This window comes from Enterococcus sp. DIV2419, from assembly GCF_051711865.1.
GTDB classification, from domain to species: Bacteria; Bacillota; Bacilli; order Lactobacillales; family Enterococcaceae; genus Enterococcus; species Enterococcus faecalis.
Genome location: NZ_JBIONS010000001.1, coordinates 922,062 through 946,978, shown reverse-complemented (window position 1 = coordinate 946,978; position 24,917 = coordinate 922,062). Strand labels below are relative to the sequence as shown.

Below are 24,917 nucleotides of genomic sequence, written 5' to 3'. Positions count from 1 at the left end.
GTATCATTTGTGTAAAAAAAATATAAAAAAGCAACGAATTTAGAAAAATTCGTTGCTTTTTTATTAATCAATCACTTTTTTCACTTTGAATTCTTTTGTTTCAGTAGACGGTTCTGTTTGATCAGCTAATTCAAATAAAATATGGGTACCATTTTCTTCATCTTCAACGATAATCAGTTTTCCTGGAATCTTTCGAGTATCTTTCGCAATTTGGGCTTCTTTAATTAATTCTTTTTGATCTCTTTTTGAAGCAAGGGCATTTCCTAAATTAAAAAAGACAGTTTCTTCCATAATTAACCACTCACTTTCTATACTTTTCTTAAGTTAATTATAGCATATCGCTAGAAAAAGTGGCAGCTTGTGTCCTTTTACTTTCATTTAAGCATCAATAATCAAGGAATAAGCATAAGGACTTTCATAAATTCCTGAAGCATAATAATGGAGCCTCTTTTTAAATAGCGGGCCGTCAATTACCAACGTATCGTACTCCCCGTTTTCTCCGCAAATATCTAATTGATGCTCTTTAAGATACGTGATAAATGTTTCATTTAACGGTTCTCCTAAAAATTTTATTGGAATACCTGCCTCTTTGCTGACCGTTTTGATAATTGCTGTGTACCCTTTTGCCAAGAATTCTTTCACAAGTGCTTCGCGATTCTCCTGCCAAAGAGGTAATTGTGGCTCAAGCCCAGCACTTAATGCAACTTGGCGATCCCAAGCACCATTTTGTTCAATATCTATATCGCCAAAACAAACCGTTTCTGCACCCAATTTTTTAGTTTCATGCAGTGCCTCAACCACTTTTTCTGTGTAATTTGTTTCATTGTTATGTGATATAACAAGTGGTAAATCTAACGCTTCAGCCGCTGCTTCTAAGACGGAGATTGGTATCCCGTGAACCCAAGAACGATTAATTTCATCACTTAGTGTTGTCACTAATGCTACTGGCTGATTTCCTGCTTGTATCAATCGATCCATCGCCAATAAACAATCTTTACCAGAGCTATAACTTAAACAAAATTTTTTCATAAACGTTCCCTCTTTTCTCTATGACTATACCTCAAAACAATACATCCGTATACATATTTATTATTTAAGTATAACTAATACTGAATAGTTATTTGAATCAAAACATGGTATAAAATAGAGGTAAAGCAAGCTTTATTCACTTCTTTATATCTCTTTTCAACGGATGATCAGCTGGCGGAAACCAGCTGATCTTTTTTTCAAAAAACACAGCTATCTTTTGCAGTTTTCTTTTCCTCATGTTATAAAGAGATAGTAGGAAGCATTTATTCACTTCTTTACAAATCTATCTTAATCTTAGACAGTCGGCGGAAAACGGCTGTCTATTTATCTGGAAAAATTATGAACTCGTCAGCTAGTGGTCAGTTGACGAGTTTTATGTTATAATAATTAGAACACGAAAAATATTTTTAAACGAACCATTCAATTGTTTTGATGATTTTATTCAAAACTGGCGTGTCTAGAGAGATACAAGGATGTATTAGAGGTAGGGAATACATCGCTTAAATGAAAAATACTTGAATACTAGAAATAGTCTGATCCAACTTTAAAATAATAATATTGATTCGTTAGATAGCCTTCTCTTTAAAGAGAAGGCTATTGTCAATTAAAGAGTAAAACCACCGCATGTTTAAAATTAAACTTATCTCAAACATACCCTGTCGGTGTTTCACGCATTATCTCAACAAACAGCAAAAATCCAGAAGAGTCTCTCTTCTGGATTTTTGCTTATTTGACGATACTTTTTTTTAATTTTGTTAATCAATTTAAAATAATCCACATAAGTGCATAATTGGGAAAACAAATAATAAACTATCAAAACGATCTAAAATACCACCATGTCCTGGCAAGATGTTACCAGAGTCTTTCACGCCATAATGACGTTTGATAGAAGATTCAACCAAATCACCGAATTGCCCTACTATAGAAAATAGAACCGTCAATACAAGCATCACCGGCATTGGATAAGGAAATAGCCCTTTATTAGCTGTGAAAACTAAAAACAACGCTGCTACAACCACGGCTGATAAAATACCACCAAGTGCACCTTCTATTGTCTTGTTGGGTGAAACATCTGGCATCAATTTATGACGACCAAATCGTCGTCCAAATAGATATGCACCAATATCCGTTGCCCAGACAATGAATAAAGCAAATAACAAGACTTCAAAACCTGCGGAACGGGCACTAATAAAGTTCTGGAACCCCATCCCTACATATAAACTGACAATAACTGGAAAGCCAGCTTCTTCAATCGTATATGTATTTTTAGAAATCACCGAAGCACCTAACAACAACATTACAGTGACATAAAATAAAATGAAATTTGTTTGCATTTCCGGCAAAAAGTTTAACCACTTAATTGTTGGGATAACTAAAAAAACGGCCCCTAATGCTGATAAAACACCTTCAAAACTTAATAACGTTAATCCTTTCATACGGAATAACTCGTACACGCCGACTACTGCCAAAGCAACAGCGGCAATCTCAATTGCAAAACCACCATACCAGATAATTGGAATAAAGATGATTAATGCGACGATAGCTGTGATGACACGTTGTCTCACTGCGGATCGCTCCCTTCTGTTTCTGTAGTTTCTTTTAGACCTCCAAAACGACGATTACGATTTTGGAAAGAAGCAATCGCGGTTTCTAAAGTGTCTCCTGAAAAATCAGGCCATAATGCTTTTGTAAAAAACAACTCGCTATAAGCAATTTGCCATAGCAAGAAATTACTAATTCTCTCTTCCCCACTTGTTCGAATCAACAATTCTGGATCGCGAAGTTCCGCGGGTAAAAAGCCAGTCATTAAGTGATCTGCGATCGTTTCTTCTGTAATCTCATCTGCCGTATATGCTTTTTCTGAAACCTCTGCAGCAATCTGTTTCATGGCAGTTAGTAGCTCCGCACGCGCCCCATAATTCAAAGCAAAGTTCAAAACCATGCCCGTATTGTCCTTGGTTTGCTCAATGGCGCGCTTAACAGCATCTTGCGTATGGCTTGGTAGAAACTCTTGGTAGCCCATTACATTGACTTTAACATTTTCCTTAATTAATTCAGGCACGAATGTATCAAAAAAATCAACAGGCAATTGCATTAAGAAATTGACTTCATCTGTTGGTCTCTTCCAATTTTCCGTTGAAAATGCATAAAGTGTTAAAACTTTAACGCCTAAATGACTAGCATGCTTCGTTATTTTTTTAACCGTATCCATGCCTTCTTTATGTCCAGCAATTCTCGGCAGTCTTCGATTCTGTGCCCACCGGCCATTTCCGTCCATAATAATGGCAATGTGCTGCGGAATTTGGCCTTCTTTATCAAAGGCGTACTGGCTTGCTTCTTCTACATATTTATTTTTTTGCGGAAAAAAACGTAACATCTTTTTCCCTCCATTCCAAAAAATCTATCTTAATTATTATAACAATAACTAATGCAAATGCCTATGCATAGTCCCTGAATTTTCCTGATAATTAAGAAATTCCTTGTAACTTTATCATTTATAGTCCTTTTTTAAAAGAAAAAAACTTAGACTTGGCAGGTAACTCAACATGATGTATCTGTCTAGCCCTAAAATTTTAAATAAACAACGGGACAGGAGCAGCTTCTTCGGAAATAAGCTGAACGTCCTTGAGAGACAAAAAGCATCTTTCAGAACTTTCTTCTTATTTCTTGAAGCTTAACACGCCTGTCCCGACCTCAAGTTTTTATTCTATTGTCTTTTTCTCTTTATTCATTGACTGGAACAATGGCACCGTTCCATTTTTTCGTAATCCAATCTTGGACTTCTTTGCTACGTAACACTTTGACTAATTTTTTTACATTTTCGTTGTTTTCGTCTTCTTTACGAACCGCAATAATATTGGCATAAGGTGAACTTTCTTTTTCTAAGGCAATCGCATCTTTTTTCGGATTTAATCCTTGATCCACGGCAAAGTTTGAGTTAATTAAAACCGCAGCCCCTTCTTCATTGTCATAAAGAGTCGTCATGATTGCTGGATCACTTTCATGATTGAATTTCAACTTTTTAGTATTTTTATCAATATCATCGAAAGTAGCAGTTGTCCGGTCTATCCCTTCTTTCAGCGTGATTAAACCAGCATCTTCTAAAATCGTTAAAACACGTGGCCAATCTGAAACGGAAGAGCTAACGTAAATCGTTGAACCATCAGGAATTTCTTGTAACGATTTGTATTTTTTCGAGTAAAGCCCAACTGGTTCTAAATGAATCGCACCTGCATTCACAAAGTCATAATCATTTTCTTTAACCGCTTCATTAAAGAACGGCACATGTTGGAAATAGTTGGCATCGATATCGCCACTTTCCAACGCCTTGTTAGGTAGCACGTAATCTGTATAAGTCGTCACTTCTAATTTTACGCCTTCTTTTTCTAATAAAGGTTTTACATGTTCTAAAATCTCTGCATGCGGAACCGGTGAAGCTCCAACTTTCAAGACCGAGTCATCACTCTTTTTATTGCCGCAAGCCCCTAAAACTAAGACAGCTACTGCTAAAGTAATTACTGACCATAATGTACGTTTTTTCATCTTATTCCCTCCATTTATCGTTTATCTATTTTTTTAGCGACTGTATCCCCAAGCCATTGAATCGCAAAGACAATAATTAAGATACAAATCGTTGCTACTAAGGTAACTGTATTTTGACCACGTTGGAAGCCATCTTGATACGCCAAACTTCCTAAACCGCCCGCTCCAATAGCAGCTGCCATTGCAGTATAGCCCACTAAAGAAATGGTTGTAACGGTTAAGCCAGAAACAAGCGCTGGCAGACTTTCTGGTAATAGAACTTTCCAAATTATTTGGAAACGATTGGCCCCCATTGCTTTGGCTGCTTCAATCACGCCTTTATCGACTTCACGAAAAGCAATTTCGACCATGCGAGCATAAAAAGGTGCTGCGGAAATAATCAATGCTGGTAAGGAGCCTTTGACACCAGACATACTTCCTAAAATAATTTTTGTAAAAGGAATTAACAGAACGATTAAGATAATAAACGGAATCGAACGGAAAATATTTACAAAAATGGCCACTAGCCAATACAGTAATCGGCTCAAAATCCCTTTTCTGCCTGACGTTTCAAAAAGTAGTAGTCCTAAAATCAGCCCTAAAATGGCGACCACTATGATTGAAATCCCTGTCATATAAAGTGTTTCAATCGTTTTTTCTTGTAGTTTACTTATATCAATTTGCGAAAAATCAAAGAAACTTGCTAAGCCACGATTATTCATTTCCAATCACCTCTGTTTCTACACGAAGTTTACGTAATCCTTCAATGGCTGCTAGAATATTTTGCTCTTCGCCTAATAATTGAATATAAAGAGAACCCACTGCACCCTGCTTCGTTTGCTGAATGTTCCCTTGAATAATACTGACTTCTACTTGATATTCTCGGACAATATGCGAGATAATTGGCAATTTCGCTTGTTCGCCGTGGAAAAGTAGGCGAACAATTTTTCCATTCGGATATTGTTCCAACATTTCTTCGACAACCAGTTCCGTTTCTTCAATGTTTTTATCCGCTTCTTGTTGGATAAAGCGTTTCGCAATTTCTGTTTGAGGCTTTTTGAAAATATCGATCACTTTACCTTCTTCAACAATTTCACCATATTCCATCACGGCTACGCGATTACAAATTTTACGAATCACGTGCATTTCATGGGTAATTAATACAACCGTTAAATTTAATTCTTGGTTGATTTTTAGTAGTAATTCTAGCACCTCATCAGTTGTCTGCGGATCCAAAGCACTCGTTGCTTCATCACAAAGCAAAATGTCAGGATTGTTAGCTAAGGCACGGGCAATCCCCACTCGTTGCTTTTGCCCACCAGAGAGTTGACTTGGGTAGGCGGTTTCCCGTCCTTCTAAACCAACCAACTTGATTAACTCTTCTGCGCGGCTTTTCCGATTTTGTTTTGGAACACCAGCAATTTCCAATGGGAGCATGATATTTTCTAGGACCGTCCGTGACCATAATAAATTAAAATGTTGAAAGATCATCCCAATTTTTTTACGGAAGTTTCGTAGTTCTTTATTTGGCAACAATGCAATATCTTGTCCTTGAATTTCTACTTCACCTTCTGTAGGTGTTTCAAGTCCATTCAATAAGCGAACCAACGTACTTTTTCCTGCACCCGAATAGCCAATAATGCCATAAATATCACCAAATTCAACCGTTAAATCAATATCTTTTAAAGCCGTGACTTTACCCGCTTTACCGGAAAACTCTTTTTTTACATGACGTAATTCAATTAATGCCATTTTGTTCTCCTCTTCTTTCTGTTCTACTTTCTTATTTTGAAGGTTTAGCACTTTTTATGAAACGAATTTGCTTAATAAAAACAAAAAAACTTCCATCCTTTTGCTATTACAGCAAAAAGGACGAAAGTTTGTCATTTCGTGATACCACCTTAATTCGCTATTATTTCTCAATAATAACCTCATACGGTACTTGATTCTTCGCATACCGTTGGCTGTAACGGGCGCCCCGTAGTAAGTTCACTGCTTCGCTCACTTACTCTGCTCAAAGACCATCTTCCATCTTAAATCTGTTACCCATTCTCAGCAAACAGGGCTCTCTTCAAACGTCCTTAACATGTACTCTTCTTTTCAAAGCTTTCTTTTGATTAGATTGAGAAAATTATAGCAATAAACATTGGCCTTGTCAACGTAAGACTAAAGATTTTCAAATTCTGTTGGTTCAACATCTGCTAAAACAGCAATCCAGGCATTTTCTTCATCTAACGCACTTGGCTCTTGATCAGCCGCTTCATTAATCGCGACTACCTTACCAGATAATGGACTACTGAATTCACTGACTGCTTTTTCTGCTTCTAATTCAATTAAAGAATCACCTTTAGCTAATGTTTGTCCGACTTTTGGAAACGTTGCAAAAGTAATCTTTCCTAAATCCTCTTGGGCTTCGGCGGTTAAACCAATTTTATAACCTGCTTCTGTTGGTACGATCCATAATTGATCGATTTGTTTCATTTCACTCATTTTCCAAGCACTCCTTCGTAATCTGCTTCTTTAAAACCATTCGTTAGAAATGTATTGTCTTTTAAGAGAATTGGACGCTTAATCAACATGCCATCCGCAGCTAAACGCTGACTTGCTTCTTCAATAGAAAAACTGTCAACAAGATCTTTTAAGCCTTGTTCTCTATATAAAACCCCGCTTGTGTTAAAAAAACGACGAACAGGCAAGCCGGTCTCTTTCATCCATTTTGCTAATTGTTCACTACTAGGCGGTGTTGCTTTAATATCAATTGCTTGGTATTTAACGCCTTGTTGGTCTAACCACGCTTTCGCTTTTTTACAAGTTGAGCATTTAGGATATTCATAAAGTGTGTACATTTCTACCCCTTCTTTCTTCTTTCTTTAACGACCACTTCTGGTACGAACCGTTTCTTGTTGGTAACGCATGGACATAATTAAGCCCACCCCAATCATGTTACCTAAAATGGAAGAACCACCTTGACTAATAAACGGTAATGGAATCCCAGTTAATGGTAGTAAACCAATATTCGCTCCAATGTTTTCAAAAACATGGAACAAAATCATCATGATAATTCCTGTGGCAATGTAGGCATAGAATTCATTATTTGTATCAAAACAAACGCGAATCATGCGGTAGATTAAAATAAAATACAACAAAATAATGAAACAGCCACCAATAAAGCCAAAGTTTTCACCAACAACTGTAAAAATCATATCTGACTCACGAACAGGGACATACACATCACTCACGTTAAAGCCTTTTCCGAAAAGGCCCCCAGAACCAATTGCTGTTAATGCTAGCGCTGGTTGGAATGAGCGATCTGGATCTGTATGGAAAGGATTTAGCCATAAATCAATCCGATCAAATTGATAAGCTTTAATGCCAATTTTAGACAATAAGTCTCTTCCTGTTTCTGTTGTTACCAAGTAGATGGTTCCAGCTCCGACTAGAGCAGCTATGATAAAGGCGGGCACAATAATTTTCCAAGTAATGCCAGACATTAAGAAAACTCCCCCAAAAATGGCTAAGAAAACTAACATCGTCCCGAAGTCTTTTTGTAAAAGTACTAAAACAATTACCGGAATCGCCACTAATAGCATTTTAGCGATTAGCCAAAAGTCGCTTTTGAGTGTTCGGTCCACATATTTAACATTATGCATGGTCACTATATAGGCCAACATCAAAATAAACGCAATCTTCATCAATTCCGATGGTTGGAATGTGGTGCCACCAAAGCGAATCCAGTTTTTAGAACCTGTTTGCTCTGCTAGTACGGGGTCATAGAATTTCAGTAGTAATCCCATTAAGACTAATCCAAGTGCATAAAAAACGGGCGTTAACCGCCAGAGTAATTTTGAGCTAAAATGCATAATAATGACAATACTTAATCCTCCGACTAAATACCACAGTCCTTGTTTCATTAACAAGCTACCAATTTTAGGTTTGCTTGGATCATTGTAAAGCGCTACGTAAAGCGATAGCATACCAATTAGTGATAAAAGAAAAACTGGTAATATCACGCCGTAATCAATTCGACTATCTAAATTTGTTTTCTCTTTTCTATTCATTCGTCATCCCTTTTCCTTTGTTCATACGTTTTTTATTATATCTTTCTCACAGAAGAAAAGAAAGGAATTCTACTATATTTGAGAAAAACTTTAGAGAATTGGTCCTTCACTAGCAATTTTTTCTTTTTCTTCAATCCTATTTGGCTTTTATTTAAAATTTTTTACATCAGTGATAATGAGAAAGTTTACTATAAACATTCAGTAACAAAAAACAGTCGCAACTAAAACACGTTGCGACTGTTTTTATTCGCTTTTTCTTTGTTTCGTTTGTTGTAGCTCTTTATTAATTCGGACAATTTCGTTGCCAAAATTTTGCCAGTCACTGGCTCGCGGGGGCGCTAACCAAATTAAACATTTTACTGAAAATAACGTTTTTGGTAAATAATCCGAAACTACTAAATCAGTATCTGGTCGAATCGCTGAATGAAAGTGAATGCTGAAAGATTCGAATATTTTGATTTGTTCTTTGATAAACTGAGTATATTTTTCTCCTTGCGTAAAATTCACATAAAGATTGATCGTGCTTTTTTCATTCCTTTGGTCATAAAGACGGGATAACACTAATAGCAAATCAAAAAATAAAGAAAGCTTACTAAACTCAAACGCCGAGCAATCCAACGCAAATAAAAACTGACGACAGCTATTAAAAACAATTGGGTAGCGTTCCTGAAAAAATTCTAAATCCATAATTCGTAAGGTGATATCGATGAACGGCGTAATAAAACGATGTTGATAAATAATCGGAACAATTTCTTGATAAAATTCTTCGTCCGAAATTGTAAACGGCATATAAGAAAAGAATAATGTTTTCGTAGCCGTAATTGCCTCATTGTGAGAACTTAGCAAATGTTCCGAAATAAGTTCACTTTGATAGACCGATAAATTGCCGATAATTCCTTGAATTTCTGCGTTTTTCTCTGCATGAGTCGCCTTCATCACTTCGTTGATCCAACTTTGAATTTCTTGATAAATCGAACTTTCTTCATCAAAAGCGAATGGATTTTCTTCTTGGGATAAAAAATAATTAGCTTTTCTCTGCGTTCGTTCTAACGCCACCAATACATAATGTTTAAATAAATGAAAATTAGTGATATTTTCATAAGAGCCTTTCAATTGAGCCAATAATTGGTTCACTGCGCGAAGATCTGTTTGATTATATAATTCTTCAGAATCTTTGTAAATTCGGTAATAGAGCATAGTAAAATATTGTCTAATCGCCATTTCATTGCCGCTAAGTTGTAAATTTTTGGATAACTTAATACCGTATTGACCTAATTCTTTCCGGATATGGTCAACAATTTTGTATACAACCGTTCGACTCATCCCGTGCTTTTCGCCATATTTTTTGATTGAGGTAAACTGATGAAAGAAAATCGTTTTTAATAGATTAAATTCTAACGAGTCTTTTAAATAATATTCTTCAATAATACTTGAAGAAATACGAAGGCTTTGAGATAACAAAATTTCATTATTTTTTTCACAAATTTCCATCTCATTAATCAGACCAAAGCGTTGCAAATCTGCATTGATTTCTGTTATGTTCCGTTCTAGCAAATAAGGAGAAATAGCTAATTGCTTACATAAACGATCTTTTCGTTCAGAAAATGAATATTGTTGCTCTAACTTTCTAATAATCGCTAATTTTAAATTTTCCCGATCATCTAATAACAAGAATTCCATTTAAACTCTCCTTGTTCCATACAAAAGTGAGCCTGACAGGAAGCTTAAAGTGGTGCCAAATTGAGAGGACCCACTTGCCGCTCCTCCAGTAATTTCCACTGGGGCTATCGTATCTATTTTTTTCAACAACTCATCATTTAACAGCACCTTTTTATTTACTCGTTCCTGTTCAATTTTATTTTTCTTTTTCTCCTGTTTTGTTTGTTGCTCCTTGTCCTGTCTCGAGGCAATAATTGGTTTTTCTGGCCCAATCATTGCTTGACTATAAGGAAGCTCTGCAAGCATATTCCCCTCTGCAGCAAAATTAATAGGGTTGACATACACCTTCGCAATAGAAAGGTATGACTCGTAACGGAAGGTTACAAAATAAAGGCCTACTTTTTGAGTATTTACATTATTTTCTATAATTACATTTTCTAAATTTAAAGGGCGACCCTCTTTATCTTTTAGAAAAACGACATTGTCTAAGGGTGACCATGCTTGATTAACTCCTAAAAACGTGTCTTTTAATTTAAGTTCCGTTTGATTTTCTTTGACCGTAATGGTTGCTGTTTCAATTTTGCCATCCACTTCATAAGTCACGGTGTATTTGCCTGGTGTTGTCGCTTCGTTTGCATAGCTATTCACTGAAGCAATCAACATTCCTGAAGAAAGAAATAAGGCTGTGCCGATACTACCATAATAAATAGTTCGCTGGTTCATCTCGTTTATTATTCCTCCAAACTATTTCATAAAAATAACTATCTTAACAGAAAAACCTGCTAATAGGTGTTCTTAAAATAAAAGTCACTTGTAAAACTTCCTATTTTCCAAGGAAACAGCTACCCTCATTCATGCACTTATTCATCTTTTAAGCGTGGAACAAAAGTTACTTTAAACTTTTGCCCCACGCTCATTTAATTATTTTCGTTTCTTCTTGATGACTATACCACTAATAATCACAATAAGTAACACAACAAGTCCTAGCACACGATATAGACCATTAGTTTGTTCTCCCGTTTTTGGATAACGTCCTTGCTTGTCAGGTTTCACAATATGTGTGACATACTGACTACTTTTTATCGTGGTTTGATTCGTTGAAGAACTAGTCTGGTTGTTCTCATTTTTATCTGGTAGCGGTGTAGGATTACGATCAATCACATGAACAGTTGCTACTGTCGTTAATTGACGAGGTGTTTCGTTTGAAAATATTGAGAAAAGTCGTGACTGCACAGCTGGTTTGGTTTCATTAACTGGCTCAGTGGTATAGGAAATCTGGTACTCTCCTGTTTTCTTTGTATCAACTTCCCCTTTTACTTGAACCTTATCAAAGGATATAGCATGACCATCACGATCTGTCGCTGAAACGAAATTATCTTCTGGTTTCCAAGAATCACCAACATAAATCGTTGTATCTTTAACCTCTAACTTAGATTGGTCGGGTTTGACAGTCACATTAGCTGTTTCTTCTTTACCTTCGTAACTGTATACGATTGGATAAACGCCTGCTTTGCTAGTATCAACTTGACCTGAAACAGTGATTTTTTCGAATGGGACATCTTGGCCTGTTTTATCTGTTGCTGAAACAAAGTTCTCTTCTGGTTTCCATTTATCGCCGACATAAATCGTTGTATCCTTGACTTGTAAACGACGATCATCACGGACATGAACGATTGCTTTCGCTTCTTTTGTGCCATTTTTATAGACAATTTCATAATCGCCTATTTTATCAACATTCACTGTTCCCTGAACATCAATTTTTTCAAACGGAACGTCTTGACCTGTTTTGTCTGTCGCTGAAACGAAATTATCTTCTGGTTTCCACGAATCACCAACATAAATCGTTGTATCTTTGACCTCTAACTTAGATTGGTCGGGTTTGACGGTCACATGGGCTGTTTCTTCTTTACCTTCGTAACTGTATACGATTGGATAAACGCCTGCTTTGGTGTTATCAACTTGACCTGAAACAGTGATTTTTTCGAATGGGACATCTTGACCTGTTTTATCTGTTGCTGAAACAAAGTTCTCTTCTGGTTTCCATGAATCGCCGACATAAATCGTTGAATCTTTGACTTGTAAACGACTGTGATCAATTGTTTTAGTTAATGGAATTTTTAGTTGGTTGTCTCCTTTGACCAGCTTAATGGCTTTTCCTGTCAAATACTCTTCATCCACGGAATATTCCTGCGGTACATTCGTTACTCGCAAAGTATAATCACCTGTCATGATGGCATCAAAGGAGTATTGACCTTTTTCATCTGTTGTAAATTCGGTTGCTGTATGCGTGACATTATCAATTAGTTCAAAAGAAACCTTCGCAATTGCTTGGTTTTCATCCTCTATGTTATGCGTATAGAATGTGGCAGTTGCTAAATAAACAATACCTTCCGCATCGCCTTCTGAGAATTTCAATGTGATTGGTGCAGTGGTGACTTTTTTCTTGTTAGCAGACATCTGGTTCAATGTTTCAGAGTCGATTGTTGTTTCTGTATAGATTTGGCCAGCGTTTGCAGAGACAGTATTGTATTCAATCGTAATGTTTTCTGTCAATGTATAGTCTTTAAAAATAATTTTCGCACCGTTTGTAGTCTTCTCTAATGAATAAGCATCTTCTGGCACGCCTTTCACGGTAATAGAATTCAAATCGATTTGAGCATTGGTTGTGCCTTTTGGTGTTAATTCAATCGTTGGATTTTTCACACGATGTGTTTTATTATCAATATTTTTTGTTGTTACTGTTGTTTTTGTTACATTTTTTAATGTTGGATTCGCCGCTTGTGTTGCACTCAAAATGTCTAACGCTTCATTTTGAACAGAAACCGAAGCAGACCCTTCATTATTATTCGATTGTGGTTCTTTAGCTGTCCCTGTTATATAAAGAGTTGGCACGTCGATCCAGCCATTGGCGTTTTTATACTCAATAATGTAACGTTTGTTGGTTTTTCCAAAATCAAACGTGTAACTATTGGTATTTTCGTCAAAAGTAATCGTTGGGTATCCAGGACTGTCTGGTGACATTGGTTTATCAAAATAATAGCCACGATCCCAGTATTGTGGATAAATTGAATCTACCTGATCGTTTGAAACATCATAAATGTCAAAAAGAACATCGGCGCCAGCTGGAATTTTTGTACGGACGCTTAGTGAGTCAAAAGAATCATTTCGTGCATTGACAAGGAATTGATTTTTACTACTTTGAAGTGTTCGTTCAGAACCACGCTTACTATTAGTAGTTACTGTCGTATCAACTGGAGTTAAACCTTCAGCACTCATTGTTATCGGTATCGTATCGACTGGGATACTTTTATCTTTTGGCAAACTATCTGGCACGTAATTAAAACCTATTGGAATTTGGATTTCGTTGGTTATTGGCGTAGTGAACTTAATAACTGAACCATCTGACGTTGGCGTTACTGTATAATCCGTTCCTAACTTGTAATAAAAATAAATTTCTTTTGTAGCTCGTAATGAAAGATAATTAGGATGCTTTACTTTAATTTCTAAATTTTGAATCGGTGTCTCTTTGCTTCCCATAACTGAGACAGTTGTTCTTGATGAATAGGCACCATTTTGATCATAATTACCCCAAGCAGTTTCAGCATTCAAAGGATTAACAACACTAATTGGTTCAATATATTGATCAGATACTAATTGAATGGCTTTATTGGGACCAATTACAGGTGTACTTAATGATAGATTGATATCTTTCTTGTCAAAATCCATTGTTAAATCAGAAATATTTATTCTTAAATAGCTATCTTTTGTGGCCGTTAAAGTGAGCTTGCCACCTTCAGTTTTAATATCAAAATAGTCTTCCAATTTTACATTTTCATATAAAGGACCATACGCCGTAAATTTAGGATTCTTAATTTCTTGACCGTTTGTACTCTCTAATACGATTTGTTGACCCACTTTTGTTTCTGTTAACGTGCCATAAATTGTTACATAATATTTCCCTTTGCTTTGAAAACTGATATAGGACATACTACGCATTTCACGATCAGCAATTACTTTACTTGTTTGACTCGTCTTAGCAGTAAAATCGGTTGTTTGTTTAGTTCCTGTCGTACTTTTCAAGGAAATTGACCCAATTTTTGTGGTTGGATACTGCTGCGAATATAAGTAGTTATAGTCCGAAGCACTCTCTAAATAAATTGTCCGATTAATCGATAAGGAATAGGCTTTTTGTTGATTCATGTTTGGAACGGTTACAGCAATCCGCCCTAGCGAATTATCGCTTAATGTATAATCTTTGCCAGGTGTTAACAGGGTTTGCGTTTCTGGTAAAATTTGACCATTAATGTCGACATCGTAACTGAAAACTTGAGGTTCCAAGTTATCTTGTTTTCCAAAGAAAGCGCCTGGCGTCTCTGTTGTTAATAATTCTAATGTTTGATTGCCAGTTAACGTCCGGTCTAAATTATAAAAAATTTCGCCATCTAACCCTGTCGTTCTGGTTCGTTCGTTATATTGAATTGGTTCTACTTGTTCATATAAATCAAACGAGTAGGTTTTTTTATTTTTTCCTGGAGTTTCAATTTTGATTAATGGTTCCGCCTCTGTTGTTAGATAACTTTTTAGTTCTACTTTAAAGGAGGTATCCGAAACTCGCTGATTAAACGTAATACTTAATGTTTTGGTTGCCGCATCGACTGCCCAAGTTGCGCCAATGCCTGTCACTTCTCCGCTGACAGTTGAATAACCTAAATGTTCTGGTAATTGAACTGTATAAACTGATCCAGGTGCATAACCTGTGTTTCCAACAGCAAATTGGAACGTAGCGGTTACTGGTGTTGTATTTAATTCGCGGTGAACCTCTGTTTGGCTATATTCTGTTCCACCAATCGGCGCAAGACTCATACTGTCAAGTAGTTCATCTGTAATTGGCGCTTGAACATCTGGTAGGGCTTTTTCATTAAGTGAGGTGTCCTTGTCCTCCGTTGTTTGTTGTTCAGATGGTGTAGCAGCATCACTGGAAGCTGTTGTGCTCGCCTCTGTGGTTTGCGATTCAGTTATTGCAGTTGGTTGATTCATTTCTGAAGTATTCGTTGTTTCTAAAGGTAAAGATGGTGTTGAGTTCGATAACTCTGCCTCTTTTTTTGCTGTATCAGTGGTCTCTGTTTGTGCTTCTGTCGTTGTTACAGCATAGGCATTTACGGCAAACCCGAAATTTTGTGCGAGAAGTATACTCAACATCACAAAAGAAAAAGTTTTTTTCTTCATACTAATCCCCTTTCAATAAAATTCATATAACCTAATAATAGCTTGTTAAAAATGAAACAATTGATTAATTTTTTTTGAATCTTCGAAAAAAAAAAACAGCTTTTCATAAAAAAATACTTGGAAAATCAGCCACAATCACTGTTTTTCCAAGTATTTTTTTATTAATATTTGTAAATTATCGTTTCTTTTGACGAAAAACGACCACGAAATAAACTGCAATAAACAATAACACTAAGAGCGAGTTACTATTTTTAATGAAAGTTAAAAATTGACTTGTTTGCATTGAAATACCTTTGCCGCCAGTCAATTCTAATAAAAATTGTGTCGTGCCACCTTTGCCTACTACAGTGACTAACATAAGCGCCATCAAAATAAATTGATGGAATAAACTCCCTTTTGTTTGTGTTGTATATTTGATAAGGATGCGGCTATCTTTTGGCAAATCTGTCTCTTGATAATATCGCCTAGCTAAAAAGCTGTTCAATGTGCTTTTGAAAAAACTCAAGAGAAACAGGCCTAAAATAGTCCACGAGGTAAGAAGTAATATTCCCAAACTTCCCGCCAGTCCAACCATTGGTATGTTGTTTGACCATTGTTTCGTTTTACTAGCTGCAATCATTGCAAAAATCATCCCTAAAACATAAGGTAAATAGAGATAGATGCCCATATGAGCTCTGCCGTAAACCCCTGCAACATAAATGGAACCAAATAAAAATAAATAGTTCCCGACAATCCCGTTAATCAAGGTCGCAAGATTCATTTCTAATGATACTTTATATGCGCCGCGTTTGCCATAATGACTAACGAAAAGGACAGCCACCACAAAGAAACAGCAGGCGCCAACAATCGCGTAATCAAATTCCACCGCATTCGTTAATAAGCGACCACTTCTTAATAAAAGTAATAACACAAAAAAGATAACAAACAGAATTAATTCTTTTCGTGAAACTTCTGCTGATTCTTCTTCTAGCTCGTTTAATGAAACAGGATAGCTCTTGATTGCTACTAAAGCAACCAGAAAATAGAGCGCGTACACCAATAACGCCAGTCCAATCTCAGTCGCTTTAAAAAATAAAGCGCCAAATAAAACAGCGGTCAATAAGACTGTCGTTAAAAGATTGCTATGACTGATTTTTTGACCTTCTTCTTTTAAGAAAAAGCGAATTGATTGATTACTTGGTGGCAACAATGCCCCACTAAGTCCTAACAACATTCCTGAAATACTATAAAGCGGGAAAGAATAAGCGCCGGCAATCCCAATTAAGGAGCCTGCCAAGCCTAACAATAGAGAAATCTTTAGTAGACCTAGACTAGTTAAAGACAAATTAATTCCTCGAACCAGAAAAATGCCTGTCATACGCAATGTATAAAATAAGACAAATGGTAAAATTGTTAAAAGGTTGTGTCCATCACTTAATTGAATGTAAAGTAAATAAGGCACAACAATAATCGTATTACTTAGTAAACTTAATGCTGTATTACCAAGACTTTCAATTTTTTTATTCATTTTGACCTCTTCTTTTATCTTTCATTTTCTATTATTTTTAGGGTAGCATTGTTTACTTTTTTTGTCCATAAAATAACAGATGTAGCAATTTCCTAATGTCTATTTTCCACTGTTACGTATAATAGTTAATGACGACTGCTTGGACTTTCTCTGTTCCGTCATTTATATACGTGTGTACTTGATTAGCATCAAAATACATAGCGGCGTCTTTTGGAAGAAGGTATCTCTGACCGCCCACTTCAATAGCTAATGTTCCTTGAATAACCATGACATATTCTGTCGAACGTTTTGAATGCCCAACAGCTTGATACTTTTTCCCTGGATCTAATTCAAACTGAAAGAGTTCAAAGTTTCTTTCCTGGTTGTCTGAGTAGTAATTAAAGACTCGATAGGAGTGATCTTCAGAATGTTGTGTTACCGTCTCAGTTTTTTTTACCACGGGATTTTCTTTAACATAGTCATCTTCTAATAAATACGTATATGGAACATTGAGTCCATTACTTATTTTCCAAATTGTATTTATGGTAGGATTAGTGGTTCCTTTTTCAATCTGCGAAAGCATCCCTTTACTCACTCCGGTTATCCCAGCTAGTTCATCTAACGTAAGTTTTTTTTCTTGTCTAATTTTTTTTAAATTATTGCCAATAATTGTATTAATCTCCAAAATAGTTGCTCCTTCTGTTTCTTTTTATTATCTAAAAGTTTAATATATTGAACAAAAGTATTCTTTATTGTATTATACAATATATATCTTAGTTGTTCAAAAGGAGTGGTTAATAATGAAAACGCTCATTCGCTCGTTGTGTCTCATTATCGAAGGTCTAGATTTTCAGACACACGTGTTTAAATTTTATACAGAAAGAAGGAAAAAAAGAGAATGAACCACCAATTAGATGCACGCACTGGCATTCGTGAAGCCTTGCCAACGGTTTTTGGCTATATTGGTATTGGCATTGCTTTTGGTATCGTAGGACAAGCAGCAGGTTTTTCCCCTCTTATTGTTAGTGCGATGTCGTTTTTTATTTTTGCAGGATCTGCTCAGTTTGTAACAGTTAGTATGTTGACTGGTGGCAGCCCTATTTTATCCATTGTGTTAGCGACTTTCTTAGTAAATGCGCGTATGATTCTTATGGGAATGACCATTGCGCCTTACTTTAAAGCCGAATCTCTCGGTAAAAATCTCTGGTTGGGAACCTTACTGACGGATGAAAGTTTTGCACTAGGAATGAATAAATTAAACCACACCAAAGGACGTTTAAGTTTTGAGTGGTTTAATGCTGCCAATTTGATTTCCTATGCGACTTGGGTTTTTTCGACGATCATCGGTGCCTATCTAGGGCGCTTTATTGCAAACCCTCAAGCATTAGGTCTTGAGTTTGCGGTTGTGGCTATGTTCATTGGTTTACTCTATCTGCAGATAATTAGTGATCGTTCCATGAAAATCGCTTTACAACTCATCATGGTCCTGATTACTTTTGGGTTGATGTCTATTGGTCTAATTTTTATTCCCAGTAATTTAATTGTCTTAGTTGTCACGTTAATCGGTTGTGGAATAGGAGTGATGATAAAACATGCCTTCTTCTGAGTATCTCTTTTTAACAATTTTAGGCTGTACCGTTGCAACCTGGCTTTCAAGAATACTGCCATTTTTACTTTTAAAAAAAATCAGTCTGCCACAGAAATTATTAGAATATCTAAGTTTTGTTCCCATTGTGATTATGTCCGCCTTATGGTTTAGTAGCTTATTTGAACAAAGAATAGGGCATTTACCAAGCCTCAATCTTCCTTATTTATTCGCTTCATTTCCTACCATTTTAGCCGCAATACTTACTAAAAACTTATTGCTTATTGTACTGGTAGGCATTGCTTCATTTGCACTAATCCAATATTTTATCTAAAAAAACAGACAGGCACTACCATCTGGTAGTGCCTGTCTGTTTTTTTAGATGCCAGCTGCAGGGATCGAACCTGTGACCTACGCGTTACGAGTGCGTTGCTCTACCAACTGAGCTAAGCTGGCCTGAAACAAATCTATTATAGGACTTTCTACTTTATTTGTAAAGTCTGTTTGTTATTTATTTATGCAAAATCTCTTTAAAATAAGCCAAATAGCGACTTTACAAACTTTTTTCTGAAAATGTGGTATAATAGAGATATCAAGAAAGGATGGTTTTTTGTATGTCAAATTTTAATGGTATGGTTACTCCTGTTGTTCCATCGGATGCTGGTAAGGATTTCGCCGTTGACACCCATGTTACTTTTCTTGTTCACGGACAGCCACAAACAGGCGTTGTTACGAAACAATTAAAAAATGCCGCTGTCGTCGAAATTGACGAAACGCAAAAAAACAATCACTTAATGGTGCACAGCAATGGTGTGATTGTTATTAATTACAAACAATTGAAAAAGATTTAATTCTTCAAGCGTGGGAAATTTCCCCCGCTCTTTTTTATGTACAGAATTGGAATACTTTCCAATTCGTCGGAAACTATAATGCTGTAATAAACGCAAAAAAACCAAAAATAATTCCAGGAACATTAGCAAAAATAATGGACTTATCTCGTGTCTCTCCATCGTCTCCATATAACCCATGAATCGTCCAAAAAATACAATTAATCATTGCCACTAATGGTTGCGTCGGATTGCCTTTTTCCCCATGTAAATTTCCATAAATTTGTGGAATATATGAAACATACATCAAAACTGACATCACACTAGCAATCACAGCGATAGCGTGTAAGACTTTTTTATTCTTTTTCATAGCTACTCCTTTGTTTTTTTATTTTTTATTATACACCTAGAAAAGTTCTTTAAGCAAAAGAAAACCGTTAGTAACCATAATCGGTTATCTAACGGTTTTTTGTTATTATTTTGTTCCAAATAAACGGTCACCAGCATCCCCTAAACCAGGAACGATATAGCCGTCTTCGTTTAAGCGCTCATCTAAAGCTGCTGTATAAATATCTACATCTGGGTGCGCTTCTTGTAAAGCTTTCACACCTTCTGGAACGGCCACTAGACATACAAATTTAATGTTGCTAGCACCACGTTCTTTTAATGAATCGATGGCCATAATTGCGGAACCACCTGTTGCTAGCATTGGGTCAACAACAAATAATTGACGACTTGCAATGTCTTCAGGTAATTTCACGAAGTATTCATGTGGTTGCAATGTTTCTTCATCACGGTAAAGTCCAACGTGTCCAACTTTCGCTGCTGGAATTAATTCTAAAATCCCATCAACCATGCCAATGCCGGCACGTAAAATAGGAATGATTGCTACTTTTTTCCCTGAAAGTGTTTTTTGTGTTGATTTACCCATCGGTGTTTCGATGACAACATCCTCTAAAGGCATATCCCGTGATACTTCATAAGCCATTAACATAGCAATTTCGTTGACAACTTCGCGGAAAACCTTTGTCCCACAGTTCTTTTCGCGAATCATTGTTAGTTTGTGTTGAATTAGCGGATGATCAATTACTTGAAATTTTCCCATATCTATTCTCCTTCATTATTTTATTCTTTCTTATTGTAAAACAAAAGAGCCTAGGACACAAGTTGAATTCCTTAAATCCTAAGCTCCGACTCTTATTTGTACAGAGAATCGCGCTTCAGCTATCCCTGATGTTAGTTATATAATGGATATTTTTTAGTTAGCGCTGCTACAGCTGCTTTGACTTCATCATGAACTGCTGTATTTTCTGGATCTTTTAAGACTTGAACGATTAATTTAGCAACTTCTACCGCATCTTCTTCTTTAAAACCACGTGAAGTAATCGCAGGCGTTCCAATACGGATACCACTTGTTTTAAATGGACTTAATTGTTCAAACGGAATTGAATTTTTATTGACAGTAATATTTACACTATCTAAAATAGCTTCTGCTTCTTTTCCATTTAAACCAAAACCTGTCACTTCAATCAGTAATAAGTGGTTGTCTGTTGCCCCACTAATTAAACGAGCTTCTGGCGCTTGATTGAAAACTTTCGTCATCGCTTGCGCATTTGCAATCACTTGCTGACTATATTCAGCAAAACTTGGATCCAATGCTTCTTTAAAAGCTGCGGCTTTTCCGGCAATCACATGTTCCAATGGGCCACCTTGAATGCCTGGGAAAATACTACTATTTACTTTTTTCGCCAATTCTTCGCTATTTGTCAAAATTAAACCGCCACGAGGACCACGCAATGTTTTATGGGTCGTACTTGTTACGATATCAGCATACGGAACTGGATTTGGGTGCAACCCTGAAGCTACCAAGCCTGCAATATGCGCCATATCAACCATTAACTTGGCATCTACTTCATCAGCGATTTCACGGAAACGTTTGAAATCAATCGTTCGTGAATACGCACTTGCGCCAGCAACAATTAATTTTGGACGATGTTCTCTTGCTAAAATTCGCACAACATCGTAATCGATTACTTCTGTTGAAGGATCCACTCCATAACTGACAAAATTATAGGTTTTTCCACTAAAGTTAACGGGCGAACCATGTGTTAAGTGACCACCAGCTGATAAATCCATCCCCAAAATGGTATCACCTGGTTCAACCAATGAAAGGTATGCCGCTGTATTGGCTTGAGAACCTGAATGGGCTTGTACATTCGCGAATTTTGCACCAAATAATTCTTTGGCACGATCAATAGCTAAATTTTCTACGATATCGATAAATTCACAACCACCATAGTACCGTTTGCCAGGGTAACCTTCTGCGTATTTATTCGTTAAAATACTTCCTTGAGCAGCCATAACTGCTTTTGACACAACATTCTCAGATGCGATTAGTTCCAAGTTATTTTCTTGGCGCTCTTCTTCTCTTGCAATTGCATTCCATAAATCTGGGTCATACGTTTTGTAATCCATTCAAACAACACTCCATTTTGTTTTCTTTTGTCTGATTGTATCATACTTCTGTGTCAGCTTCGTTACAAATACCTCTTATTTTTCAAAAAATTTTTGATTGGCTGATTTTTTCAAGCGATTCATGTAAGCAGTGCCTAAACCAGTTTCTGCAAATCCTTGTGCAAAAATCGTGGTAGCTCCTTGCTCATCTAACGCTCTTAACCCTGCAAATAGTTCTTTTGTGGCATTTTCAACCGTTTCTGCACCATAAGAATAAACAAATACATTTTCTGTATCTAGTTGTGCTGCCTGTTCATCACTTAAAAATAAGCCGATTTTTTCCTGTTGCTCTTTTGCTTGCTGAATCGCCGCTTGCCATTCTGCTGTTTGACCGCTTATAATCCAAACTTCCGCATCAGGAGAATAGTGTTTGTATTTCATCCCTGGCGCTTTGGGTGCTGCAGTTTCACTAATCAAATGTGTATCGATTTTCACTTGAGGAATAATGCTTTCCAACTGCTCTTTGGTAATTGCTCCTGGTCGTAAAATAACTGGCACACCATCTTCCGCCGTTAAATCTAAGACCGTTGACTCCACCCCAATCTGCGTTGGGCCATCATCTAATATGGCAGCAATTTTCCCCTGCAAATCATGATAAACATGCTCTGCAGATGTTGGACTAGGCTTGCCAGAAGTGTTCGCACTTGGTCCAACCAACGGAACATTGGCTTGTTCAATCAAAGCTAAGGTCGCTTGGTTATCTGGCATACGAAAAGCGACTGTCTCTAAACCACCTGTTACTGTTTTAGAAAATGTATCGCTAGGCACATTAAAAATTAAAGTTAATGGTCCCGGCCAAAAGGCAGACACCAATTTTGTAGCGACTTCTGGTAAGGTCGCTACGTATTTTTTGACCATTTCAACGTTGTTCACATGAACAATCAATGGATTATCACTGGGGCGGCCTTTTACTTGGTAAACTTTTTTTACTGCCGCTTCATTTAAGGCATCGGCACCTAAGCCATAAACAGTTTCTGTTGGAAAAGCCACTAGCTCGCCTGCTTGAATGGCTGCTGCTGCTTGGGCTATTTCTTGTTTGGTTATTTTTTTTGTTTCCATTGCAAATCGCTCCTTCTAGAAAAGTGGCGACGAAGAACCTTAGTTACTCGGCTATCGCGAGGCGATCGTTGCCAGATAAATCTTTTTCAATTTTAATTGTTTTTTGTGGATAAGCGGCGCTCAATAATTCTTGGAGGGCCGCGCCTTGTTGAAACCCTATTTCAAAATAAATTTTACCGTCTGCTTTAAGCATCGTTTGACTTTCATGAATTAATTGTTGGTATAAAGCCAAACCGTTATTTTCAGCGAATAAAGCGGTTTTAGGTTCATACGTTCGGACACTTGCATCCATTAAATGCCATTCTTGTTCACTAATATAGGGCGGATTAGAAATAAGCAGATCAATTTTTTCAGAAGCAACTGGCTGTAAGCCATTCCCATGATAAAATTCGATGCCAGCACCTAATGCTTGCGCGTTTTGTTTAGCGACAGTCAACGCTTCCTCTGAAAGATCAATGGCAATAACTCGCCAGTTGGGCCGTGCCAGTTTCAAGCTAATCGCAATGGCACCTGTCCCTGTTCCGACATCCACGACCGTCAAAGGAGTATCTGGATTGGCTTTTAAGCAACGCTCGACTAATTCTTCTGTTTCTGGCCTAGGAATCAAAGTATGTTCATTAACAATAAAGGAATGTCCATAAAATTCAGCTTGTCCTAGCAAATATTGTGCTGGGTAATCTGTCAATAATTGGGCTAAATCCGTTTTTAATTGTTCCTCTTCTTCTTTGGGCATTTCTTCTTGCATATGCAGGAGCCACTGCGTTTTATCCCAACCTTTACGTTCTAAAAAAACATAGTGAATAGCATAGCCTTCTTTGCCTTGCGCCTCTAAAAAAGAAGAAGCCCAGTTAAGGACTTCAAAGTAACGTTTAGCCATTTTGCATCTCTTCTAATTTCGATGTTTGATCATATAAGACTAATGCATCAATGATTTCATCTAATTTGCCAGCAAGAATCTGGTCTAGTTTTTGGATGGTTAAACCAATACGATGATCCGTTACTCGATTTTGTGGGAAGTTATACGTTCTGATTCGTTCTGAACGATCTCCGGTCCCCACCGCCGATTTACGGTTAGCATCATATTCACTTTGTGCTTCTTGTTGAATTTGGTCATACACACGAGCACGCAAAACTTTCATTGCTTTTTCGCGGTTTTTTAGCTGTGAACGTTCATCTTGCATTGCGACTACGATTCCTGTTGGTAAATGGGTTAAACGAACAGCCGAAGCGGTTTTATTGACGTGCTGTCCACCAGCGCCACTTGCATGATAAATATCGACACGGATATCTTTATCAGCTAATTCGATTTCGACTTCTTCCGCTTCCGGCATAACTACAACGGTTGCTGTCGATGTATGAATCCGTCCTTGTGATTCTGTTGAAGGAACTCGTTGCACGCGGTGAGCGCCACTTTCGTATTTTAATTTTGAAAAGACGTTATCTCCTGAAATCATCATAATTACTTCTTTATATCCACCGATTCCAGTGACGTTCGCTTCTAAAACTTCCGCTTTCCACCCTTGTGCTTCTGCATATTTTTGGTACATATTAAATAAGTCGCCAGCAAAAAGTGCGGCTTCATCGCCACCGGCTGCACCACGGATTTCCATGATGATATTTTTATCATCATTTGGGTCTTTTGGTAATAATAAAATTTTAATGCGGTCTTCTAACACTTCTTTTTCTTTTTTCAAATCAGAAAGTTCTTCTTTCGCCATTTCGGCCATTTCCGCATCTAAGTTTTCACTTAAAAGTTCTTCGGCATCGCTAATCCCTTCAACAACTTGTTTATATCGGCGATAAACCTCAACCGTCTCACGTGTATTAGCTTCTTCCTTCGATAATTCCATGAAACGTTTTGTATCACTAATGACTGCTGGGTCACTTAATAATTCGCCCAATTCCTCATAGCGATCTTCAATAGATTGTAATTGATCGTACATAGTGTCTCT

Annotated in this window: 24 protein-coding genes, 1 tRNA gene and 1 other annotated feature; of the genes, 3 read left to right on the top strand and 22 right to left on the bottom strand. The window is 36.9% G+C overall.

Annotation, left to right across the window (positions count from 1 at the left end):
• Positions 1 to 63: 63 nt before the first annotated feature.
• The 15 genes from IGI97_RS04480 to IGI97_RS04410 all read right to left on the bottom strand — a co-directional run bounded on the left by IGI97_RS04480 (position 64) and on the right by IGI97_RS04410 (position 17,665).
• Entirely contained in the window at positions 64 to 291 is a 228-nt protein-coding gene (locus IGI97_RS04480) for a hypothetical protein (RefSeq protein ID WP_002356649.1), read from the bottom strand.
• Between the two features lie 87 nt (positions 292 to 378).
• Positions 379 to 1,029: a diphthine--ammonia ligase gene (locus IGI97_RS04475; RefSeq protein WP_438738063.1), complete on the bottom strand. Its 651-nt coding sequence runs from the start codon at positions 1,027 to 1,029 to the stop codon at positions 379 to 381.
• A gap of 764 nt (positions 1,030 to 1,793) precedes the next feature.
• On the bottom strand, positions 1,794 to 2,594 hold the full coding sequence (locus tag IGI97_RS04470; protein WP_002359680.1) for a phosphatidate cytidylyltransferase: 801 nt from the start codon (positions 2,592 to 2,594) through the stop codon (positions 1,794 to 1,796).
• Positions 2,591 to 3,406, bottom strand: a complete 816-nt coding sequence (locus tag IGI97_RS04465; protein WP_010825437.1) for an isoprenyl transferase — start codon at positions 3,404 to 3,406, stop codon at positions 2,591 to 2,593. Before IGI97_RS04465 ends, IGI97_RS04470 begins: the two co-directional genes overlap by 4 nt.
• A 347-nt stretch (positions 3,407 to 3,753) precedes the next feature.
• Positions 3,754 to 4,572, bottom strand: coding sequence for a MetQ/NlpA family ABC transporter substrate-binding protein (locus IGI97_RS04460; protein ID WP_438738061.1), 819 nt, complete (start codon positions 4,570 to 4,572; stop codon positions 3,754 to 3,756).
• Positions 4,573 to 4,586: 14 nt separating this feature from the next.
• Complete coding sequence (locus IGI97_RS04455; protein WP_002356640.1) at positions 4,587 to 5,273, bottom strand: methionine ABC transporter permease; 687 nt, start codon at positions 5,271 to 5,273, stop codon at positions 4,587 to 4,589.
• The gene (locus IGI97_RS04450; protein ID WP_048737955.1) at positions 5,266 to 6,303 is read right to left on the bottom strand and encodes a methionine ABC transporter ATP-binding protein; all 1,038 of its coding nucleotides are present in this window, start codon (positions 6,301 to 6,303) and stop codon (positions 5,266 to 5,268) included. The genes IGI97_RS04455 and IGI97_RS04450 overlap by 8 nt, the downstream gene beginning before the upstream one ends.
• 113 nt (positions 6,304 to 6,416) lie before the next feature.
• Positions 6,417 to 6,664: a binding site (T-box leader), on the bottom strand.
• A gap of 53 nt (positions 6,665 to 6,717) precedes the next feature.
• Complete coding sequence (locus IGI97_RS04445) at positions 6,718 to 7,032, bottom strand: glycine cleavage system protein H (protein WP_002413422.1); 315 nt, start codon at positions 7,030 to 7,032, stop codon at positions 6,718 to 6,720.
• A 5-nt stretch (positions 7,033 to 7,037) separates the two neighbouring features.
• Positions 7,038 to 7,397 carry an arsenate reductase family protein gene (locus IGI97_RS04440; protein WP_002359675.1) on the bottom strand — a complete coding sequence of 120 codons (360 nt, stop codon included), beginning with the start codon at positions 7,395 to 7,397 and terminating at the stop codon, positions 7,038 to 7,040.
• Between the two features lie 24 nt (positions 7,398 to 7,421).
• On the bottom strand, positions 7,422 to 8,609 hold the full coding sequence (locus IGI97_RS04435; protein ID WP_002367107.1) for an FtsW/RodA/SpoVE family cell cycle protein: 1,188 nt from the start codon (positions 8,607 to 8,609) through the stop codon (positions 7,422 to 7,424).
• A gap of 243 nt (positions 8,610 to 8,852) precedes the next feature.
• Positions 8,853 to 10,289, bottom strand: coding sequence for a helix-turn-helix domain-containing protein (locus tag IGI97_RS04430; RefSeq protein WP_002368936.1), 1,437 nt, complete (start codon positions 10,287 to 10,289; stop codon positions 8,853 to 8,855).
• The gene (locus IGI97_RS04425; protein WP_438738058.1) at positions 10,290 to 10,991 is read right to left on the bottom strand and encodes a bacterial Ig-like domain-containing protein; all 702 of its coding nucleotides are present in this window, start codon (positions 10,989 to 10,991) and stop codon (positions 10,290 to 10,292) included.
• 198 nt (positions 10,992 to 11,189) lie between these two features.
• Positions 11,190 to 15,494: a bacterial Ig-like domain-containing protein gene (locus IGI97_RS04420; protein ID WP_438738056.1), complete on the bottom strand. Its 4,305-nt coding sequence runs from the start codon at positions 15,492 to 15,494 to the stop codon at positions 11,190 to 11,192.
• 175 nt (positions 15,495 to 15,669) lie between these two features.
• Positions 15,670 to 17,001, bottom strand: coding sequence for a hypothetical protein (locus IGI97_RS04415; RefSeq protein WP_002396222.1), 1,332 nt, complete (start codon positions 16,999 to 17,001; stop codon positions 15,670 to 15,672).
• 112 nt (positions 17,002 to 17,113) lie between these two features.
• The gene (locus IGI97_RS04410) at positions 17,114 to 17,665 is read right to left on the bottom strand and encodes a helix-turn-helix domain-containing protein (protein WP_002376638.1); all 552 of its coding nucleotides are present in this window, start codon (positions 17,663 to 17,665) and stop codon (positions 17,114 to 17,116) included.
• A 213-nt stretch (positions 17,666 to 17,878) separates the two neighbouring features.
• Here IGI97_RS04410 and IGI97_RS04405 point away from each other — a divergent pair, with 213 nt between their 5' ends.
• Entirely contained in the window at positions 17,879 to 18,586 is a 708-nt protein-coding gene (locus IGI97_RS04405; RefSeq protein ID WP_002356628.1) for an AzlC family ABC transporter permease, read from the top strand.
• Positions 18,573 to 18,899, top strand: coding sequence for an AzlD domain-containing protein (locus tag IGI97_RS04400; protein ID WP_002359670.1), 327 nt, complete (start codon positions 18,573 to 18,575; stop codon positions 18,897 to 18,899). Before IGI97_RS04405 ends, IGI97_RS04400 begins: the two co-directional genes overlap by 14 nt.
• A 49-nt stretch (positions 18,900 to 18,948) precedes the next feature.
• On the opposite strand, the gene IGI97_RS04395 is transcribed toward IGI97_RS04400, so the two are convergent.
• Positions 18,949 to 19,021, bottom strand: a tRNA-Thr gene (locus IGI97_RS04395).
• Positions 19,022 to 19,179: 158 nt separating this feature from the next.
• On the opposite strand from IGI97_RS04395, the gene IGI97_RS04390 reads away from it, so the two are divergent.
• Positions 19,180 to 19,416, top strand: coding sequence for a hypothetical protein (locus IGI97_RS04390; protein ID WP_002381528.1), 237 nt, complete (start codon positions 19,180 to 19,182; stop codon positions 19,414 to 19,416).
• A gap of 73 nt (positions 19,417 to 19,489) precedes the next feature.
• On the opposite strand, the gene IGI97_RS04385 is transcribed toward IGI97_RS04390, so the two are convergent.
• From IGI97_RS04385 to prfA, 6 genes are all read right to left on the bottom strand, one after another.
• Entirely contained in the window at positions 19,490 to 19,762 is a 273-nt protein-coding gene (locus tag IGI97_RS04385; RefSeq protein ID WP_002356625.1) for a membrane protein, read from the bottom strand.
• A gap of 105 nt (positions 19,763 to 19,867) precedes the next feature.
• The gene (gene upp / locus IGI97_RS04380) at positions 19,868 to 20,497 is read right to left on the bottom strand and encodes a uracil phosphoribosyltransferase (protein WP_002356624.1); all 630 of its coding nucleotides are present in this window, start codon (positions 20,495 to 20,497) and stop codon (positions 19,868 to 19,870) included.
• A gap of 131 nt (positions 20,498 to 20,628) precedes the next feature.
• Positions 20,629 to 21,867 (bottom strand): serine hydroxymethyltransferase, encoded by a 1,239-nt coding sequence (gene glyA, locus IGI97_RS04375; protein WP_002356623.1) that lies wholly within the window; start codon positions 21,865 to 21,867, stop codon positions 20,629 to 20,631.
• A 75-nt stretch (positions 21,868 to 21,942) separates the two neighbouring features.
• Positions 21,943 to 22,965, bottom strand: a complete 1,023-nt coding sequence (locus IGI97_RS04370; RefSeq protein WP_438738054.1) for an L-threonylcarbamoyladenylate synthase — start codon at positions 22,963 to 22,965, stop codon at positions 21,943 to 21,945.
• A gap of 43 nt (positions 22,966 to 23,008) precedes the next feature.
• Positions 23,009 to 23,842 (bottom strand): peptide chain release factor N(5)-glutamine methyltransferase, encoded by an 834-nt coding sequence (prmC, locus tag IGI97_RS04365; protein ID WP_002362237.1) that lies wholly within the window; start codon positions 23,840 to 23,842, stop codon positions 23,009 to 23,011.
• Complete coding sequence (prfA, locus tag IGI97_RS04360; protein WP_002356619.1) at positions 23,835 to 24,908, bottom strand: peptide chain release factor 1; 1,074 nt, start codon at positions 24,906 to 24,908, stop codon at positions 23,835 to 23,837. Before prfA ends, prmC begins: the two co-directional genes overlap by 8 nt.
• Between the last annotated feature and the right edge of the window lie 9 nt (positions 24,909 to 24,917).